General features: G+C 69.0%; 11 protein-coding genes. 5 read left to right on the top strand and 6 right to left on the bottom strand.

Translation table 11 applies throughout. The features are described 5' to 3' along the window. Nucleotides 1-19 precede the first annotated feature (19 nt). From HV742_RS00575 to oprZ, 3 genes are read left to right on the top strand one after another with little or no spacing between them, the layout of a single operon-like run. A complete protein-coding gene (locus HV742_RS00575) occupies nt 20-1,195 on the top strand; it encodes a MexX/AxyX family multidrug efflux RND transporter periplasmic adaptor subunit (protein ID WP_175144295.1) in 1,176 nt (391 codons plus the stop codon). Between the two features lie 6 nt (nt 1,196-1,201). Next, nucleotides 1,202-4,339, top strand: a complete 3,138-nt coding sequence (gene axyY, locus HV742_RS00570) for a multidrug efflux RND transporter permease subunit AxyY (protein WP_068949909.1) — start codon at nt 1,202-1,204, stop codon at nt 4,337-4,339. Continuing rightward, nucleotides 4,336-5,727 (top strand): multidrug efflux RND transporter outer membrane subunit OprZ, encoded by a 1,392-nt coding sequence (oprZ, locus tag HV742_RS00565; RefSeq protein WP_049072014.1) that lies wholly within the window; start codon nt 4,336-4,338, stop codon nt 5,725-5,727. The genes axyY and oprZ overlap by 4 nt, the downstream gene beginning before the upstream one ends. A 43-nt stretch (nt 5,728-5,770) precedes the next feature. On the opposite strand, the gene HV742_RS00560 is transcribed toward oprZ, so the two are convergent. From HV742_RS00560 to HV742_RS00535, 6 genes are all read right to left on the bottom strand, one after another. Next, nucleotides 5,771-6,433, bottom strand: a complete 663-nt coding sequence (locus tag HV742_RS00560) for a helix-turn-helix transcriptional regulator (RefSeq protein ID WP_175144294.1) — start codon at nt 6,431-6,433, stop codon at nt 5,771-5,773. 53 nt (nt 6,434-6,486) lie between these two features. Continuing rightward, a complete protein-coding gene (locus HV742_RS00555; RefSeq protein WP_175144293.1) occupies nt 6,487-7,956 on the bottom strand; it encodes an efflux transporter outer membrane subunit in 1,470 nt (489 codons plus the stop codon). A gap of 9 nt (nt 7,957-7,965) precedes the next feature. Beyond that, nucleotides 7,966-11,085, bottom strand: a complete 3,120-nt coding sequence (locus HV742_RS00550; RefSeq protein ID WP_175144292.1) for a MexW/MexI family multidrug efflux RND transporter permease subunit — start codon at nt 11,083-11,085, stop codon at nt 7,966-7,968. 16 nt (nt 11,086-11,101) lie between these two features. After that, nucleotides 11,102-12,232 (bottom strand): efflux RND transporter periplasmic adaptor subunit, encoded by a 1,131-nt coding sequence (locus HV742_RS00545; protein ID WP_175144291.1) that lies wholly within the window; start codon nt 12,230-12,232, stop codon nt 11,102-11,104. A gap of 234 nt (nt 12,233-12,466) precedes the next feature. After that, on the bottom strand, nt 12,467-14,437 hold the full coding sequence (locus HV742_RS00540) for a BCCT family transporter (protein WP_063581973.1): 1,971 nt from the start codon (nt 14,435-14,437) through the stop codon (nt 12,467-12,469). 187 nt (nt 14,438-14,624) lie between these two features. Next, nucleotides 14,625-15,248 carry a TetR/AcrR family transcriptional regulator gene (locus tag HV742_RS00535; protein ID WP_175144290.1) on the bottom strand — a complete coding sequence of 208 codons (624 nt, stop codon included), beginning with the start codon at nt 15,246-15,248 and terminating at the stop codon, nt 14,625-14,627. 165 nt (nt 15,249-15,413) lie between these two features. Between HV742_RS00535 and HV742_RS00530 the strand changes: the two genes are divergently transcribed. Further along, nucleotides 15,414-16,589 (top strand): efflux RND transporter periplasmic adaptor subunit, encoded by a 1,176-nt coding sequence (locus HV742_RS00530; protein ID WP_081330254.1) that lies wholly within the window; start codon nt 15,414-15,416, stop codon nt 16,587-16,589. Beyond that, a complete protein-coding gene (locus HV742_RS00525) occupies nt 16,586-19,759 on the top strand; it encodes an efflux RND transporter permease subunit (RefSeq protein ID WP_175144289.1) in 3,174 nt (1,057 codons plus the stop codon). The genes HV742_RS00530 and HV742_RS00525 overlap by 4 nt, the downstream gene beginning before the upstream one ends.

Raw genomic sequence — 19,759 nt, 5'->3', positions numbered from 1 at the left:
CAACAATAATTTTTAGAAAATGACGCACCAAGTTCCCTTCAGAACGCTCGCATTCGCATCCGTATTGGTTCTCGTTTCTGCATGCTCGAAGCAGGAGCCTCCTGCAGCCGCCAACGTCCCCGCCGAAATCGGCGTCATCGTGGCCCGGGCCACGCCCACTTCCGTGGCCAGCGAACTGCCTGGCCGGCTGGAGCCCTACCGCGAGGCCGAGGTCCGCGCCCGCGTGGCCGGCATCGTCACCCGCCGCCTGTATGAAGAAGGCCAGGAAGTGGCGCGCGGCACGCCGCTATTCCAGATCGACCCGGCGCCGCTGCAGGCCACCTACGATTCCGAGGCCGCCTCGCTGGCGCGCGCCCAGGCCAACCTGTCCGCCGCCGCCGACAAGCTGCGCCGCTACGCCGACCTGGTGTCCGACCGCGCCATCAGCGAACGCGACCACGCCGAAAGCGTGGCCGAGGAACGCCAGGCCCGCGCCGAGGTGGCGCTGGCCAAGGCCAACCTGCAAAGCGCCAGGCTGCGGCTGGAATACGCCCGGGTCACCTCGCCGATCGACGGCCGCGCGCGCCGCGCGCTGGTCACCGAGGGCGCGCTGGTGGGCGAAGGCCAGGCCACCCCGCTGACGGTGGTGCAGCAGCTCGACCCGATCTACGTCAATTTCGCCCAACCCGCGGCTGAGGTCATGCAGTTGCAGAAGCAGATCCGCGCCGGGGCCGTGGAAGGCGTCGCGCCCGACAAGATGCGGGTGCGCCTGCTGCTGCCGGACGGTTCCGAGTACGGCCAGGACGGCACGCTGTCGTTCGCCGACCTGGCGGTCGATCCCGGCACCGACAACGTGACCATGCGCGCGCTGTTCGACAACCCGGACCGCGCGCTGCTGCCGGGCATGTATGTGCGAGTGCGTCTGGAGCAGGCCGTCAACCGCGACACCTACCTGGTGCCGCGCGACGCCCTGCTGCGTAATGCCGACGGCGCCCACCTGCTGGTGGCTGGCGACGACGGCGAACTGCGCAGTGCGCCAGTGGCCGCGCATCGTCTGCTGGGCCCGAATTGGGTCGTCACAGAGGGCCTGAAAGGCGGTGAGCGCGTGGTGGTGGAAAACGCCGCGCAGCTGGCCCCCGGCCAGAAAATCAAACCGGTCGAGCGGGCCGCGCCGAGCGCGCCCGCGGCGACCGCGGGAAATAACGAAAAAAGGTAAACCGCCATGGCGCGTTTCTTTATCGATCGCCCCGTTTTCGCGTGGGTGATCTCGCTGCTGATCGCGCTGATCGGCCTGTTGTCGATCCGCGCGCTGCCGGTGGCGCAGTATCCGGACATCGCTCCGCCCGTCGTCAACATCGGCGCCAGCTATCCCGGCGCCTCGGCCAAGGTGGTCGAGGAAGCCGTCACGGCCATCATCGAACGCGAGATGAACGGCGCCCCGGGGCTGATGTACACCTCGTCCAGCAGCGATTCGACCGGCTGGGCCAGCATCAACCTGACCTTCAAGCAAGGCACCAACCCCGACATCGCGGCGGTGGAAGTGCAGAACCGCCTGAAGGCGGTCGAGCCGCGCCTGCCGGAATCCGTGCGGCGCGACGGCGTGCGCGTAGAGAAGGCGGCGGACAACATCCAGCTGGTGGTGTCGTTGAAGTCCAACGGCAGCCTCGATGACATGCAGCTGGGCGAACTGGCGGCCTCCAATGTGCTGCAGGCACTGCGGCGGGTCGAGGGCGTAGGCAAGGTGCAGTTGTTCGGCGCGGAAGCGGCGATGCGCATCTGGCCGGACCCGGCCAGGCTCACCGCCCTGTCGCTGACGCCGGGCGACATCGTCTCGGCCCTGCGCAGCCACAACGCGCGCGTCACCATCGGCGAACTGGGCAACCAGGCCGTGCCGAAGGACGCGCCGCTGAACGCCAGCATCGTGGCGGGGGAATCGCTGCACACGCCGGAACAGTTCGCCAACATCCCGTTGCGGGCGCTGCCGGGCGGCGCCACGCTGCGCCTGAAGGACGTGGCGCGGGTGGAGCTGGGCGGCACCGACTACATGTACCTGTCGCGCGTCAACGGCATGACGGGCACCGGCCTGGGCATCAAGCTGGCGCCCGGCTCCAACGCGGTCGAGACCACCCGCCGCATCCGCGAAACCATGCGCGAACTGGCGCAGTATTTCCCGCCGGGCGTGAGCTGGGACATTCCGTATGAAACCTCCACCTTCGTCGAGATATCGATCCAGAAGGTGCTGATGACGTTGCTGGAGGCGGTGGCGCTGGTGTTCTGCGTGATGTACCTGTTCATGCAGAACCTGCGCGCCACGCTGATCCCGACGCTGGTGGTGCCGGTGGCGCTGCTGGGCACGCTGGGGGTGATGCTGGGGCTGGGCTATTCGATCAACGTGCTGACGATGTTCGGCATGGTGCTGGCCATCGGCATCCTGGTGGACGACGCCATCGTGGTGGTCGAGAACGTCGAGCGCATCATGGCCGAGGAAGGCCTGTCGCCGCATGACGCCACGGTCAAGGCCATGGGCCAGATCAGCGGCGCCATCGTCGGCATCACCGTGGTGCTGGTGTCGGTGTTCGTGCCGATGGCGTTCTTCGACGGCGCCGTGGGCAACATCTACCGCCAGTTCGCCGTGACGCTGGCGGTGTCGATCGCCTTCTCGGCCTTCCTGGCGCTGTCGCTGACGCCGGCGCTGTGCGCCAGCCTGCTGAAACCGATCCCGGCCGGCCACCACGAGAAGCGCGGCTTCTTCGGCTGGTTCAACCGCGCCTTTGCGCGCCTGACCACGCGCTATACGGCGCGCGTGGCCGGCGTGCTGGCGCGGCCGGCGCGCTTCGGGCTGGCCTACGCGCTGGTGATCGGCGTGGCGGCGCTGCTGTTCGCGCGCCTGCCGTCGTCGTTCCTGCCGGACGAGGACCAGGGCAGCTTCATGGCCATGGTGATCCTGCCGCAAGGTTCGCCGCAGGCCGAGACCATGGCCGTGGTCAAGGACGTCGAGCGCTACATGATGGAACACGAGCCGGTACAGTACGTGTATTCGGTCAACGGCTTCAGCCAGTACGGCAGCGGCCCGAACTCGGCCATGTTCTTCGTCACGCTCAAGGACTGGAAGGCGCGGCGCGATGCCTCGCTGCACGTCGATGCGGTGGTCAAGCGCATCAACGAGGCCTTTGCCGACCGCAAGAACCTGATGGTGTTCGCGCTGAACTCGCCGCCGCTGCCGGACCTGGGCTCGACCTCGGGCTTCGACTTCCGGCTGCAGGACCGCGGCGGCCTGGGCTATGAGGCCTTGACGCAGGCGCGGCGAAAACTGCTGGCGGCGGCGGCCGAGCATCCGGCGCTGACGGACGTGGTGTTCGCCGGCCAGGAAGAGGCGCCGCAGCTGCAGTTGCGCATCGACCGTGACAAGGCGCAGGCCATGGGCGTGCCGATCGACGAGATCAACACCGCGCTGGCGGTGATGTATGGCTCGGACTACATCGGCGACTTCATGCTCAACGGCCAGGTGCGGCGCGTGACGGTGCAGGCCGACGGCAAGCGCCGCGTGGACGTGGATGACATCTCGCGCCTGCACGTGCGCAACCTGCAAGGCCAGATGGTGCCGCTATCGGCGTTCGCCACGCTGAAGTGGTCGATGGGGCCGCCGCAGCTGAACCGCTACAACGGCTTCCCGTCGTTCACCATCAACGGCTCGGCGGCGCCGGGCCACAGCAGCGGCGAGGCCATGCGCGCCATGGAGGCGCTGGCGGCCGAGCTGCCGCGCGGCATCGGCTTCGACTGGTCGGGCCAGTCATACGAAGAGCGGCTGTCCGGCAACCAGGCGCCGGTGTTGTTCGCGCTGTCGGTGCTGATCGTGTTCCTGGCGCTGGCGGCCCTGTATGAGAGCTGGTCGATTCCGCTGGCGGTGATCCTGGTGGTGCCGCTGGGCGTGATCGGCGCGCTGCTGGGCGTGACCGTGCGCGGCATGCCCAATGACATCTACTTCAAGGTCGGCCTGATCGCCACCATCGGCCTGTCGGCCAAGAACGCGATCCTGATCGTGGAAGTGGCCAAGGACCTGGTGCGCGATGGCCAGGGCATCCTGTCCGCCACGCTGGAAGCCGCGCGGCTGCGGCTGCGGCCGATCGTGATGACCTCGCTGGCCTTCGGCGTGGGCGTGCTGCCGCTGGCGCTGGCCAGCGGCGCCGCCTCCGGCGCGCAGGCCGCCATCGGTACCGGCGTGCTGGGCGGGATCATTACCGCGACCGTGCTGGCGGTGTTCCTGGTGCCGCTGTTCTTTCTTATCGTGGGGCGCATGGTCGGCATGCGCGCCCGCCCCGCGCGCCCCGAGGGCCGCGAATCGCTGGAGACGACGCCATGAAACCCGTGGCAATGACCCTGCTGGCGCTGGCGCTGTCCGGCTGCTCGCTGGCGCCCACCCATGAGCGCCCCGCGGCGCCGGTGCCGGCGCAATACGACACGCCGGCGCAGCCCGGCCAGGCGGCCGCGCCACAGGACTGGCGTGCCTATTTCAACGACCCGGCGCTACAGGCCTGGATCACGGCCGCGCTGGCCAACAACCGCGACCTGCGGGTGGCGGCATTGCGCATCGAGGAGGCGCGCGCGCTGTACGGCGTGCAGCAATCGGAACGCCTGCCGTCGATCGACGCCAGCGGCGAGTTCAGCCGCGGCCGCGCCACCGAACCGGGCCAGTCCGGCACGGCGGTGTCCAGCCGTTATCGCGCCGCCGTCGGCATTACCGCCTTCGAACTGGATTTCTTCGGCCGGGTGCGGAGCCTGTCGGATGCCGCGCTGGCGCGCTACCTGGCCAGCGAGGAGGCGCACCGCGCCGCCACGCTGGCGCTGGTGGCAGAGACGGCGACGGCCTACTTCAACCAGCGTTCGCTGGCCGAGCAACTGCGCCTGACCGACGACACGCTGGCGCTGCGCGAGACCTCTCTCAAGCTGACCCAGCGCCGCTACGACGCCGGACTGGAGACCGCCATCGGCCTGCGCACCGCGCAGATGCTGGTGGAAAGCTCGCGCGCCACGCGCGCCGAGCTGACCCGCGAGGCCAGCCTCGCGCGGCATGCGCTGGGCCTGCTGGCGGGCGATTTCGCGCTGCCGCTCGGCGTCGATCCGGCGCCGCTGGAGAGCCAGAGCCTGACGCCGCTGGCGGCCGGCCTGCCGTCCGAGCTGCTGACGCGCCGCCCCGATCTGCGCCAGGCGGAACAGGCGCTGCGCGCGGCCAATGCCGACATCGGCGCGGCGCGCGCGGCATTCTTCCCGTCGGTGCAGCTGACCACCGACATCGGCACCACCGCCGACCGCTTCTCGGACCTGTTCAGCGGCGGCACCGGCGGCTGGAGCTTCGCGCCGCGCCTGACGCTGCCGATCTTCAACGCCGGCCGCAACCGCGCCAACCTGTCGCTGGCCGAGACCCGCAAGCACATCGCGGTGGCGCAGTACGAGGGCAGCATCCAGGCGGCGTTCCGCGACGTGGCCGACGCCCTGTCGGCGCGCGACGCGCTGCGCGACCAGATCGAGGCCCAGCGCAAGGTGCGCGACGCCGACCGCGAGCGCCAGCGGCTGGCCGAGCGGCGCTATGCGCGCGGGGTGGCGAACTACCTGGAGACGCTGGAGGCCCAGCGCAGCCTGTTCGAATCCGAGCAGGAGTACATCCGGCTGCAGCAGCGCCGGCTGGTCAATGCGGTGGATCTGTACAAGGCGCTGGGGGGATGGGACGACGGCGCATCGCCGGCGTCCTGACGCGGCCCGGCCCTCACGCTACGGGGTACGTCGGCGGGAAGGATCAGGCGCGCGCGCTGACGCGGTAGGCGCAGCGGCGCGCGCCCAGCAGGATGTGCTCTTCGCGCTCGACCCGCACGCCTTCGCCCAGCACTTGTCGGAACAGTTCCAGCTCGCTGCGGCAAAAGCCCATGCAGGCCTGGGCCGCCGCACAGATGGGACAGTGGTTCTCGATGAACAGGAAGTCGTCGCCGTCGCGGCGCATCTCGGCCATGTAGCCCTCGGCCGAACGCACCCGCGCCAGGCATTCGAGCCGCCGCGGCAGATCGCGGGCGCCTTCCAGCGCCTGCCGGTAGGTCGCCAGCATGGCGGTCTCGCGCACCGCAATCAGCTTGTCAACGCCGTCCTCGCCGAACACCTGGCGCACGGCGTTGATCATCTGCACCGTCATGTCGGCGTGCGTGTCGGGGAAGCGGCGCTGGCCGGCATCGGTCAGGAACCAGATCTGCGTCGGCCGGCCGCGCCCCGCGCTGCGGCTTTCCGAATCCACCAGGCCGTCCGCGTGCAGGCGCGCCATCTGCTGGCGCACCGCCTCGGCCGTGACCTCGAGCGCCTTGGCGATGACCGCCACCGACTGCGGCCCGCGCGTCTTGAGCGTCATGAGCACGCGGTCCGCCGGCTGGTGCGGTTGCCAGGAAATGGGATGGGACAGGGTGTCGTCGGACATGGAAGGTCGGAAAGGCGCCAGGCCCTTATGGTGCCACGAACCGGGCCCGTCAGTCAGCCGGCCGGCTCGGGCGCGGGCGACTGCGCTCGCGGGGTCTCCGTTTCCGAAGGCGCCTCCCAGCCGCCGCCCAGCGCCTTGTAGAGCGCGACCAGGCTGGTGTAGGAGGCCGTTTCGGCCTGCGCCACCGCGTCCTGCGCCCGCAGCTGCGTGCGCTGCGCGTCCAGCACCGTCAGGTACGGCGTGCCGCCTTCGCGGTAGCGCAGGCGCGCCAGTTCCGCCGCCCGGGCGCTGTGGGCGGCCGCCTGCGCCAGGTTGCCGAGCCGCTGCTGGGTCTGGCCGTACTGCGTCAGCGCGCCCTCCAGTTCCTCCACCGCCTGCAGCACGGTCTGTTCATAGCGCGCCACCTCGCCCTGCGAACGCGCCTGGGCGGCGCGCTTACGCGCCAGCGCGGTGGGCAGGTGCAAGGCCGGCCAGTTGACGCCGGGCGCCACGCTGAAGGCGCGGCTGGAAGCGCTGCCGAAATCGGCGCCGCGCAAGGCCACGAAGCCGAGGAAGCCGCCCAGGTCGATGCGCGGGTACAGCTCGGCGGTGGCCACGCCCACGTCGGCATTGGCCGCCGCCATGTTGCGCTCGGCCGCCCGGATGTCGGGACGGCGCGACAGCAAGGCGCCGACGTCGCCGATCGGCAGGCGCGCCGCCAGCGGCGGCCGCGGCGTGGCCGCGTCCAGTTCGCCCAGCTCCACCGGCCGCAGGCCTGCCAGCACCGCCAGGCGGTACAGCGCCAGGCGCCGCGCGGTTTCCTGCAGCGGTACGCTGGCCTGCACGGTTTCCAGGTCGGCGCGGGCGCTGGCAAGATCGCCCTCGTCGCCCCGGCCCGCCGACACCATGGCCTGGATCACGCGCAGGCTGTCGCGCTGGCTGTCCAGGTTGGCGCGCGCCACCGCCAGGCGTTGTTCGGCGCCGCGCAGCTCGAAATAGTTGCGCGCCACCTCGGCCACCACCACGATGCGGGCCTGCGCCAGGTCGGCGGCCTGGGCCTCGCTGCGCGCCGCCGCGCCCTCGGCCGCGCGCCGCAGGCGGCCGAACAGGTCGATCTCCCAGGTGGCGTCAAAGCCGGCGCGGTAGCTCTTGGCGAGGTTGCGCTCGCCCGCGATGCCGGGGTTGGCCTGCGACAGGCTGCGCTCGAAGCGCCCGCCCAGCGTCACGGTGGGGAGCTGGTCGAGTTCCTTCTCGTCCAGCACCGCGCGCGACTCGGCCAGGCGGGCCTGGGCGATGCGGATGTCGTGGTTGCGTTGCAGCGCCAGCGTGATCAGCCGGTCCAGCTGCGGGTCCTGCAGCTGCTTCCACCAGTCCTGCTGCAGCCGGTCGGTGGAGAACAGCGCCTGCTCGGGACTGGCCAGCGCCACCGGCGCGGCCTGGGGTTTCTGATAGTCGGGGCCCACCGCGCAGCCGGCTGTGGCCAGCGCGGCCAGCAGCGCCGTGGCGCCGCGGCGCAGGCGTTTGGAGAGGTCAGGATGTTTCATGATGGTTCCTCAATGCGTGGCGGCAGGCCGCGAGGTCGCGACCGGCAACGTGTCCTCGGCCTGGGCCTGCGCCAGTTCGCGGGCGCGCGGCGTGTCGTTGGCGGCGCGGTGGTCGCGCGCCAGCACGGTGTAGACGGTGGGCAGCACGAACAGCGTGAACAGCGTGCCGACCAGCATGCCGACCACGATCACCAACCCCAGGCTGTAGCGGCTGTGGGCGCCGGCGCCGCTGGCGAACAGCAGTGGAATCAGGCCCACCACCATGGCCGCGGTGGTCATCAGGATCGGGCGCAGGCGGATGCGGGCGGCGTGCTCCATGGCGCTGCGCCGGTCCAGGCCGTGGCTGACCTGCATCTCGTTGGCGAATTCCACCATCAGGATGCCGTGCTTGCTGATCAGCCCGATCAGCGTCACCAGCCCGATCTGCGTGTAGATGTTGATGGTCGCCATGCCCAGCGCCAGCGGGATCAGCGCGCCGCAGATCGACAACGGCACGCTCACCAGGATGATGAACGGGTCGCGCAGGCTTTCGTACTGCGCCGCAAGCACCAGGTAGATGACGATAATGGCGAAGATGAAAGTGATCATCAGCGCCGAGCCCTCCTGGCTGAACTGGCGCGCGTCCGATTGCCAGTCGTAGCTGAAGCCGGCCGGCAGCTGCTGCGCCTGGCGCGTCAGGAACTGGACCGCGTCGCCCATGGTCACGCCCGGCATCGGGATGGCCTGGAAGGTGGCGGCGTTGAGCTGGTTGAACTGGGTCAGCTTGTTGGGCTCGACGCCCATCGACACCGACACGAAGTTCGACAGCGGCACCTGCGCGCCGCTGGCGCTCTTGACGTAATACCGCGCCAGCGACTCGGGCGAGATGCGCTGCTGGCGCAGGCTCTGTGGGATCACGTCGTACGAGCGGCCGTCCATGCCGAAGCGGTTGACGTAGTTCTCGCCCACCAGCACCGCCAGCGTGTCGCCCACCGCCTTCATGGTGACGCCCAGGCTGTTGGCCTTGGCGCGGTCCACCTTCAGTTGCACCACCGGGTTGTTGTAGTCCAGGTCGCTGTCGACCACCATGAACAGGCCGCTGGCGCGCGCCGCCTGCTTCAGGTTTTCCATGGCCTCGTACACCACCGGGTAGTCGGCCGCGCTCATGATGACCATCTGCACCGGCAGGCCGCCGGTCGAGCCCGGCAGCGGCGGCAACTGGAAGGCGAAGATGTTGCTGCCCTCGATCTGGTTGACCATCGACTGCATGTCGGCCTGGATCTGGTCGGCCGAGCGCTTGCGCTCGTGCCAGTCGACGAAATTGACGCCGCCGATGCTGTTGGAGACGCCGTCCGAGCCGTTGATGAGCCAGCGGCCCTTCTGCTCGGGCAGCGTCGCCATCACGTCGTCCCACTTCTTGCCGAACTTCTCGACGTAGTCGATGTTGGCCTGCTGCGGCGACTTGATCGCGGTGAGCACGGTGGACTGGTCCTCGACCGGCGCCAGTTCGCGCTGGGCGGCGTTGTACAGGAACGGCAGGCTGGCCATCACCGCCACCGCCAGCAGGCCGGTGACCCAGCGGTGATGCAGCGACACATCCAGCAGCCGGCCGTAGGCCTGGCCCAGGCGATTGAAGAAGTGTTCGGCGCGGCGCGCCATCCAGCCCTCGGAGACGTGGCTGTTGAGCAGGAACGAACTCATCACCGGCGACAGCGTCAGCGCGATCACGCCCGACACCACCACCGCCCCCGCCAGCGTGAAGGCGAATTCCTTGAACAGCGACCCGGTCAGGCCGCCCATCAGGCCGATCGGCGCGTACACCGCCGCCAGCGTGATGGTCATGGCGATGACCGGGCCGGCCACTTCGCGCGCGCCGATCAGCGCCGCACGCACCGGCGACTTGCCTTCCTCGATGTGGCGGTGCACGTTCTCGACCACCACGATGGCGTCGTCCACCACCAGGCCGATGGCCAGCACCATGGCCAGCAGCGTCAGCAGGTTCACGCTGAAGCCGAACAGCGCCATGATGGCAGCGCCCCCGAGCATCGACAGCGGAATGGTGACCACCGGGATCAGCACCGCGCGCAGCGAGCCCAGGCACAGGAAGATCACCGCCACCACGATGACGATGGCTTCCAACAGCGTGTGCACCACGCCGTCGATCGAGGCGCTGATGAAGCGCGCCAGCTCGAACGGCACCTGCACGCTGGTGCCCGGCGGCAGGTTCTGCTTGATGTTGGGCAGCAGTTCGTTCAGGCGCTTGACGATCACCAGCGGGTTGCCGACCGGCGTGGCGTTCAGGCCGAAATACACGGCCGGCTCGCCGTCCATCAGGCCGCTGGAGTCGGTCGAGGCCGCGCCCAACTCCACGGTCGCCACGTCGCCCAGGCGCACGATGGCGTCGCCCTCGCGCTTGATGACCATGTCGCGGAACTCGGCCACGTTGACCAGGTCGGTGTTGACGTTGATGTTGGACACCACGTACAGGCCCTTGGCCTGGCCGGGCGCGGCCTGCACGTTGTTCTGGCGCAGGGCCTCGGCCAGTTCGCCGGCCGAGAGGCCGCGCGCGGCCAGCCGGTCGGGATCGAGCCAGACCCGCATCGCCAGCTTCTGGCCGCCGTACAGTTCCACGCTGGCCACGCCGTCGATCGACGACAGCTGCGGCTGCACCACGCGCGACAGGTAGTCGGTCAGCGCCGGCAGCGACATGGTCGAGCTGGAGAACCCCACGTAGGCCACAGCCGTCGCCTCGCCGGCGGACTTGACCAGCACCGGGTCGTAGGCGTCCTGCGGCAGGCGGTATTTGACTTCGTTGACCTTGGCCATGACCTCGGTCATAGCCTTGTTGGAATCGGCGTTGAGCTTCATGCGCACCGTGATCACGCTGCGGCCCTGGGTCGAGGACGACGACAGGTAGTCGATGCCTTCGACCGTGGCGACGGATTGCGCGATGGGCTGGGTGACGAAGCCCTGCATCAGGTCGGGCGAGGCGCCCGGGTACTGCGTGGTGATGGTGATGGTGGTGCTTTCGGTCAGCGGGTACTGGCGGATCGGCAGGCCGCTCAGGGCGCGCAGCCCCATCAGCAGCAGCAGTGTGCTGACCACCAGCGCCAGCACCGGCCGGCGCACGAACAGATCGGTGAACTTCATGATCGGCTCCGTGGGTTCAGCGGGCTTGCGCCACGGAGTGCGGCGCGGCGTCCAGCGCCACGGTGTCCTGGGCGCTGATCTCGACCGGCGCGCCGTTGTGCAGGCGCAACTGGCCCGAGGTCACCACGCGGTCGCCGGGCTTGAGGCCCTTGGTCACCACCACCCGACCGCTGGCGCGCTCGGCGGTCTGCACGTAGGCCTGGGTCACGGTCGGCGGCGCCGATGCGTCGCCGGCCTTGGGCGGCGTCACCACATAGACCGAGTCGCCATAGGCGCTGTAGCTGACTGCGGTTTCCGGCACGGTCAGCACGCCGGGCCGCGGCGGCAGCACCACCTGGCCGTGGGCGAACATGCCCGCCGCCAGCGCGCCGTCGGCATTGGCCAGCGTGGCCTGCACGCGCACGGTGCGCGAGCCAGGATCCACCTGCGGCTCGATGGTGGTGACGGCGCCTTCGAAAACCCGTCCGGCGTGGGCGTCGACCGTCACGGTCACCGGCTGGCCGACGCGCAGCGCGCCCAGCGCCTGTTCCGGCAGGGTGATGTTGGCGTAGACGCTGGCCGCGTCGGTCAGCGACACCAGCGGATCGCCGGCGCGGGCGAACTGGCCCAGATTGATGCGGCGCACGCCGAGCACGCCGTCGAACGGGGCCTTGACGCGCTTCTGTTCGATCAGCGCCTGGATGCGCTTGATTTCGCCGGCGGCCTGGTCGTAGTCGGCCTGGGCCTGGTCCAGTTGTTCGCGGGTCGCGGCCTGCAGCGGCACCAGGCGGCGGGTGCGCTCCAGCAACGCCCGGGCGTTCCTGGCCTGGGCCTGCAGGCGCGCCAGTTCGCCCTGCTCGGGCGCGTCGTTCAGTTGGACCAGCAGTTGCCCCGCGCGTACCCGCTCGCCGGGCGTGAACAGGATCTGCGCCACCCTGCCATCGACTTCGGCCGGCACCAGCACCTGCCGCGTCGCCTCGATCGAGCCGATGCCCGACAGCGCCGCCGGGAAGTCGGCCTGCAACACGGGCGCCACCGCCACCTTGGCCGGCGCCATGGCCCAGCCACCCTTGTGCTGCGCGCCGCCGAATTTCCAGTACAGCCCGCCCCCCGCCACCACCGCCAGGGCCAGCACCCCGGCGACCCATGCACCCGATTTCGCCTTCATGATTCTCTCGCTATTTATCAAAGGAATGGCTTGGATAATCCTAGAAAAATCAGACGAAGTCAAAAAACCTAAAGTAATGTTGAGGATTGAGGAAATCTATCGACGCAAACGGGCAAGAAAAAACCGCCGGCGAAAGCCGGCGGTTTGCGGGAAAACGGGTTGGCGCCTGGGGCGCGGGGTATCGCGCACCGCCAGCGCCAGGGATCGGCGCCACGTGACAGGCGGGCGCTATGTCTACGTGCGCACCATGTGCAGGTAGTGGCGGTGGCGCTCGTACTGGTCGAGGATGTCGCCGATCACGGCATCACGGCTCCAGCCCATGATGTCGTAGTCCTGCCCGCCCTCGCGCAGGTGGACCTCGGCGCGGAAGTACTTGCGCTCCTCTTCGTCGGCGGCCTCCTCGGGCGTCAGGCTGGGCCGCACGAAGGCCTGCGGCTGCACCGAATAGAAGAAGTCCAGGTGTTCGCCGTGGTTAACTTCCAGCACCACGCCGCCCTCGCCGTCGCCTTCCTTGACCGCCACCGCGTAGCCCTGCTTGCGCAGTTCATCGGCCACGTCTTCCAGGGCCGGGGTCACCACGTCCGCGATGAAGCGCAGCACATGGGCGCGGCGCGGCATCATGACCATGTTGCGCAGCCGCCGTTCCCACGACTGGCCGCCGCGCGCCGGGCGCGACAGCGTCAGCGACTGGTAGCGGATGCCGCGCTTGGTGGCATCGAGCTTGAGGGCCTTGAACAACCCCCACAGCGACAGCAGCAGGATGACCGAGAACGGCAGCGCGCTGGCGATGGTCGCCGTCTGCAGCGCCGTCAGGCCATCGGCCAGCAGCAGCGCGATGGCCACGGCGCCCATCGACAGTGACCAGAAGATGCGCTGCCACACGGGCGTGCGGTCGGCGCCGCCCGAGGCCAGCAGGTCCACCACCAGCGCGCCCGAATCCGCCGAAGTGACGAAGAACACCGCCACCATGGCAATGGCGAAGATCGATATCACACCGCTCCACGGCAACAGCTCGAAGAACGCGAACAGGGCCAGGGAGTTGTCGTCCTTGACGGTGTCGGCGAACCCCTTGATGCCGTCGACCAGGATGAAGTGGATGGCGGTGTCGCCGAATACGGTCATCCAGAACAGCGTGAACCCGGCCGGCACCAGCAGCACGCCGCTGACGAATTCGCGGATGGTGCGGCCACGCGAGATGCGGGCGATGAACAGGCCCACGAACGGCGACCAGGCGATCCACCAGCCCCAGTAGAACAGGGTCCAGCCGCCGATCCAGTCGGTCGGCTCATACGCATACAGGTTGAAGGTCTTGTTGACGATGTCCGACAGGTAGGCGCCGGTGTTCTGCACGAAGGTCTGCAGCAGGAACACGGTGGGGCCGGCCACCAGCACGAACAGCAGCAGGATCACCGCCAGCACCATGTTGGCTTCGGACAGGATGCGGATGCCCTTGTCCAGGCCGCTGGCCACCGACAGCGTGGCCAGTCCGCAGGTGATGACGATCAGGATGATCTGCGGCATCACGCCCACGGGAATGCCGAACAGATGGTTCAGGCCGCTGTTCATCTGCGCCACGCCCAGCCCCAGCGAGGTGGCCACGCCCAGCACCGTGCCGATGATGGCGAACACGTCGACCGCGTGGCCGATGGGGCCGTGGATGCGGTTGCCGATCAGCGGATACAACGCCGACCGCAGCGTCAGAGGCAGCCCGTGGCGGAAGCTGAAGAACGCCAGCGTCAGCGCCACCACGGCGTAAATGGCCCAGGCGTGCAGGCCCCAGTGGAAGAAGGTGATCTTCATGGATTCGCGCGCGGCGGCCGCGGTGGCGCCCTCGCCCACCGGCGGCGACATGAAGTGCATGACCGGCTCGGCCACGCCGAAGAACATCAGGCCGATGCCCATGCCCGCCGAGAACAGCATGGCGAACCAGGTGAAGTTGCGGTAGTCGGGCTCGCTGTGGTCGGGCCCCAGCTTGATGTCGCCATAGCGGCTGATGGCCAGGAACGCCACCGACAGCAGGATGATGGCGACCACCAGGATGTAGAACCAGCTGGCGTTGCCCAGGATCCAGGCCTGGATCGATTCGAACAGGTTCTGCGCGGTCCTGGGCGTCGCGATGGCGAAGCCCACCAGCAGCAGCGTGAACAGCGCCGCCGTATAAAAGACCGGGCGATTGATGGTGGATGGTCGGGTTTCTGAAGACATGCTGCCGCTCCTTTCGCCCGAGGGATGCCGAAGGCAACGGCGCTGGCCCCCTCAGTCCAGCCGGCGCGCCGCCGTTATTACTATCATGCCGCCGCTGGCGGTGACAATGCCCGCATGGCCCTGAGCGCGCGGCGCCCGGCATTCGGTCCCGGACCGGCCGCGCGGGTCGTCGTCGGGCCGGGCGGCCCTAGCCGGGGTCGCGTTCGCCGAACACCACGCGGCGGAAAAAGCCCGCCAGCACCGATTCGGTGGTCTCGGCGCTGACGTTCTGCGGGTCGAAGGCGAAGCTGAACTGCATGCCGTCGGACAGCGCCAAGAGGCCGATGGCCAGTTCACGCGCGGGCATCGGCAGTGGCGTGCCGACGCGCTCGGAAAACTGGCGGATGTATTCGGTGGTGGCGTCGCGCAGCTCGCCCATGCAGGCAATGAACCCGACCCGGAACTCGGGGTCGCGGGCGGCCTGCAGCTTGGCTTCCATCCACAGCAGGAAGCACTCGTTGTCGCGGAAATGGTTGCTGTAGTAGTGCAGCACGCTGTCTTCCATCTGCTGGCGGGTTTCGCCGGCCTCGAAGATGGCGCGCATGTCGCCCATGACGTTTTCGTGGTCGCGCTTGAGCAGCTGCAGGAAGAGTTCGGACTTGCTTGCGAAATTGGAATAGAAAGCGCCGCGGGTATAGCCGGCCAGCTCGGCGATGTCCTCGACGCTGGCCGCCACGAAGCCCTTGGTCAGGAAGATCGATTGCGCGGCATCGAGCAGACGCTGGCGCGTCTGGTCACGGCTTTGCTCTCGGGTAAGGCGGACTTTTGACATGCGCCGATTCTATCATCTGGAACGATTTCAGATTCACACTTGTATTTGAATACATGGCCGCATTAGAATCCATCCCGTATCGGATTGCCAGGGTGACCGCCGGCCTGGAACGGCCTGCCCCCTCGCGTCCCGCCCCCTCCTCCTGCCCGCGTCGCGAGGTGTTTCGTGAATTCTTCAGGTTCTTGCGCGCCCGTCGCCGCGCGCAATCCCGCCGCCGCCGCGGCGTCTTCCCGCCTTTCCCCGCGCCGCCGCTGGCCGGCGCTCGCCCTGGCGCTGACGCTGGCGCTGGCCGGCTGCGGCAGCAAGGAAGCCGAGGCGCCGCCGCCGCGCCCGGTGGTGGCCATGCCGGCCAAGGCCGACGCCGCGCTGCCGGCCTGGACCCTGCCGGGCGAAGTGCAGGCGCGCTACAGCACGCCGCTGTCGTTCCGCGTGGGCGGCAAGATCATCGAACGCAAGGTGCGCCTGGGCGACACGGTCAAGCCCGGCCAGGTGGTCGCCCGGCTCGATCCCGCCGACGCCACCAAGAACGCCGCCGCCGCCCGCGCCCAGCTGTCGGCCGCCCAGCACCAGCTGGACTACGCCAAGCAGCAACTGGACCGCGACCGCGCCCAGGCCCGCGAAAACCTGATCGCCGCCAACCAGCTCGAACAGACGCGCAACGCCTACGCCTCGGCGCTGGCGCAACGCGACCAGGCGGCGCAACAAGCCGCGCTGTCGGCCGACCAGCTCAACTACACCACCCTCGTGGCCGACCATGCCGGCGTCATCACCGCCGAACAGGCCGACACCGGCCAGAACGTGGCGGCCGGCCAGGCGGTCTACAACCTGGCCTGGTCGGGCGACGTCGACGCGCTCTGCGACGTGCCTGAAAGCGTGCTGGCGGGACTGGCCATCGGCCAGCGCGCCACCGTCACCCTGGCGCCGCTGCCCGGCAAGACCTTCAGCGCCGTGCTGCGCGAGATCGCGCCGGCCGCCGATCCGCAGAGCCGCACCTATCGCGCCAAGCTGACGCTGGAGTCGCCCTCGCCCGAGGTGCGGCTGGGCATGACCGCCAACATCAGCTTCGACAACCGCCAGGCCAACGGCGCCACCACTTACACGGTGCCGGCGACGGCGCTGTTCCATGACGGCACCGAGCCCGCCGTCTGGATCGTCAAGCCGCAGGAAGACACGCTGGAGCTGCGCCGCGTGCAGGTGCTGCGCTATGACGCGCGCAGCGTCACCCTGTCGCAGGGCGTGCAAGCCGGCGAGCGCGTGGTGTGGCAAGGCGTGCACGCCGTGTCGGCCGGCGAAAAGGTCCGCGCGGTGCCGCCGCTGCACCCCGAGGACTTCGCATCATGAGCGCGCCGGTTCCCGAGAATCAGAACGCCGCGCACCGCCACGAGGAAGGCAAGTTCAACCTGTCGGCCTGGGCCCTGCGGCACCAGCCGCTGGTGATCTTCCTGATCACGCTGGTGACGCTGTTCGGCGTGCTGTCGTATTCGCGCCTGGCGCAGTCGGAAGACCCGCCCTTCACCTTCCGCGTGATGGTCATCAAGACCCTGTGGCCCGGCGCCACCTCGCAGCAGGTGCAGGAACAGGTCACCGACCGCATCGCCAAGAAGCTGCAGGAAACGCCATCCACGGACTTCCTGCGCAGCTACTCGCGCCCGGGCGAATCGCTGATCTTCTTCACCATGAAGGACTCGGCCCCGGCCAGCGAGGTGGCCAACGAGTGGTACCAGGTGCGCAAGAAGGTCGGCGACATCGGCGCCACCCTGCCGCAAGGCGTGCAGGGGCCATTCTTCAATGACGAGTTCGGCGACGTCTACACCAACATCTACACCCTGGCCGGCGACGGTTTCTCGCCGGCGCAGTTGCGCGACTACGCCGACAATCTGCGCACGGTGCTGCTGCGCGTGCCGGGCGTGGCCAAGGTCGACTACTTCGGCGAACAGCCCGAGCACGTCTACATCGAGATCAGCAACACGCAGCTCACGCGCCTGGGCGTGTCGCCGCAGCAGATCGCCGAGGCCATCAACAGCCAGAACGCGGTGTCCAGCGCCGGCACCCTGACCACCGCCGACGACCGTATCTTCGTGCGGCCCAGCGGCCAGTTCCAGGACACCCGGGCGCTGGCCGAGACGCTGATCCGCGTCAACGGCAAGTCGATCAGGCTGGGCGATATCGCCACCATCCATCGCGGCTACGACGATCCCCCGGCCGAGCAGATGCGCACGCGCGGCCAGCCGGTGCTGGGCATCGGCATCACAATGCAGCCAGGTCAGGACGTGGTGCACCTGGGCAAGGCCCTGGAGGCCAAGTTCGGCGAGCTCAAGGCGCGGCTGCCGGCCGGCCTGACGCTGACCGAGGTGTCGAGCATGCCCAAGGCGGTGTCGTTCTCGGTGGACGAATTCCTGCGCTCGGTGGCCGAGGCCGTGGCCATCGTGCTGATCGTCAGCCTGGTGTCGCTGGGGCTGCGCACCGGCATGGTGGTGGTGATCTCGATTCCGGTGGTGCTGGCGGTGACCGCGCTGTTCATGGACATGTTCGGCATCGGCCTGCACAAGGTCTCGCTGGGCACGCTGGTGCTGGCGCTGGGCCTGCTGGTGGACGACGCCATCATCGCGGTCGAGATGATGGCGGTGAAGCTGGAACAGGGCTGGAGCCGCGCGCGCGCCGCCGCCTTCGCCTACACCAGCACCGCCTTCCCGATGCTGACCGGCACGCTGGTGACGGTGGCCGGCTTCCTGCCGATCGCGCTGGCCAAGTCCAGCACCGGCGAATACACCCGCTCGATCTTCCAGGTGTCGGCGATCGCGCTGATCACCTCGTGGTTCGCCGCGGTGGTGCTGATCCCGCTGCTGGGCTACCGCATGCTGCCCGAGCGCAAGCGCGAGGCGCACCTGCCCGATGACCACGAGCACGACATCTACAACACCCGCTTCTACCAGCGCCTGCGCGGCTGGGTGGCGTGGTGCGTGGACCGCCGCTGGCGCGTGCTGCTGGCAACGGTGCTGGTGTTCATCCTGTCGATGGCCGGCTTCGGCCTGGTGCCGCAGCAATTCTTCCCCAGCTCGGACCGCACCGAGCTGCTGGTGGACGTGCGGCTGCAGGAAGGCGCCTCGTTCGCGGCCACGCTGCGCCAGGTCGAGCGGCTTGAAAAAGTGCTGGACGGCCGGCCCGAGATCGCCCATTCGGTGAGCTTCGTCGGCACTGGCGCGCCGCGCTTCTACCTGCCGCTGGACCAGCAGCTGGCCACGCCCAACTTCGCGCAGATCGTCATCACCGCCAACTCGGTGGAAGACCGCGAGAAGCTGGCGCACTGGCTGGAGCCGGTGCTGCGCGAGCAGTTCCCGGCGATCCGCAGCCGCCTGTCGCGGCTGGAAAATGGCCCGCCCGTGGGCTTCCAGGTGCAGTTCCGCGTCAGCGGCGACAAGATCCCCGAGGTGCGCCAGGTGGCCGAGAAGGTGGCCGCCGAAGTGCGCGCCGACAGCCGCTCGGTCAACGTGCAGTTCGACTGGGACGAACCGTCCGAGCGCTCGGTGCGCTTTGACATCGACCAGCAGAAGGCCCGCGAGGTCGGCGTAAGCTCCAACGACATCTCCAGCTTCCTGGCGATGACGCTGTCCGGCTACACCGTGACGCAGTACCGCGAGCGCGACAAGCTGATCAACGTCAGCCTGCGCGCCCCCGACAGCGAGCGCGTCGATCCGGGCCGCCTGGCCACGCTGGCCATGCCCACGCCCAACGGCCCGGTGCCGCTGGGCAGCCTGGGCCAGGTGCGCTACGGCCTGGAATACGGCGTGATCTGGGAACGCGACCGCCAGCCCACCATCACCGTGCAGGCCGACGTCAAGGCCGGCGCGCAGGGCATTGACGTGACCCACGCCATCGACAAGAAGCTGGACGCGCTGCGCGCCGAACTGCCGGTGGGCTACCGCATCGAGGTCGGCGGCCCGGTCGAGGAAAGCGCCAAGGGCCAGTCGTCCATCAACGCGCAGATGCCCATCATGATCGTGGCGGTGCTGACGCTGCTGATGGTGCAGTTGCAGAGCTTCGCCCGCGTGCTGATGGTGGTGCTGACCGCGCCGCTCGGCCTGATCGGCGTGGTGGCCGCGCTGCTGCTGTTCGGCAAGCCGTTCGGCTTTGTCGCCATGCTGGGCGTGATCGCGATGTTCGGCATCATCATGCGCAACTCGGTGATCCTGGTCGACCAGATCGAGCAGGACATCAGCGCCGGGCACAAGCGCGTGGACGCCATCGTCGGCGCCACGGTGCGGCGCTTCCGCCCCATCACGTTGACGGCCGCGGCCGCGGTGCTGGCGCTGATCCCGCTGCTGCGCAGCAACTTCTTCGGTCCCATGGCCACGGCCCTGATGGGCGGCATCACCAGCGCCACGGTGCTGACGCTGTTCTTTTTGCCCGCGCTGTACGCGGCCTGGTTCCGCGTGCGCCACGACGAGCGCGAGGAACCCGAAGGCGTGCCGCCCGGCGCCCACGCCGGCGACAACGTAGAACGAGGAGCCTGA

Origin of the sequence: Achromobacter ruhlandii (genome assembly GCF_902859695.1) — a bacterium.
Taxonomy (GTDB): domain Bacteria; phylum Pseudomonadota; class Gammaproteobacteria; order Burkholderiales; family Burkholderiaceae_B; genus Achromobacter; species Achromobacter ruhlandii.
Note: the sequence above shows the minus strand (reverse complement) of the source record. Positions and strands in the feature narration are given on the sequence as shown.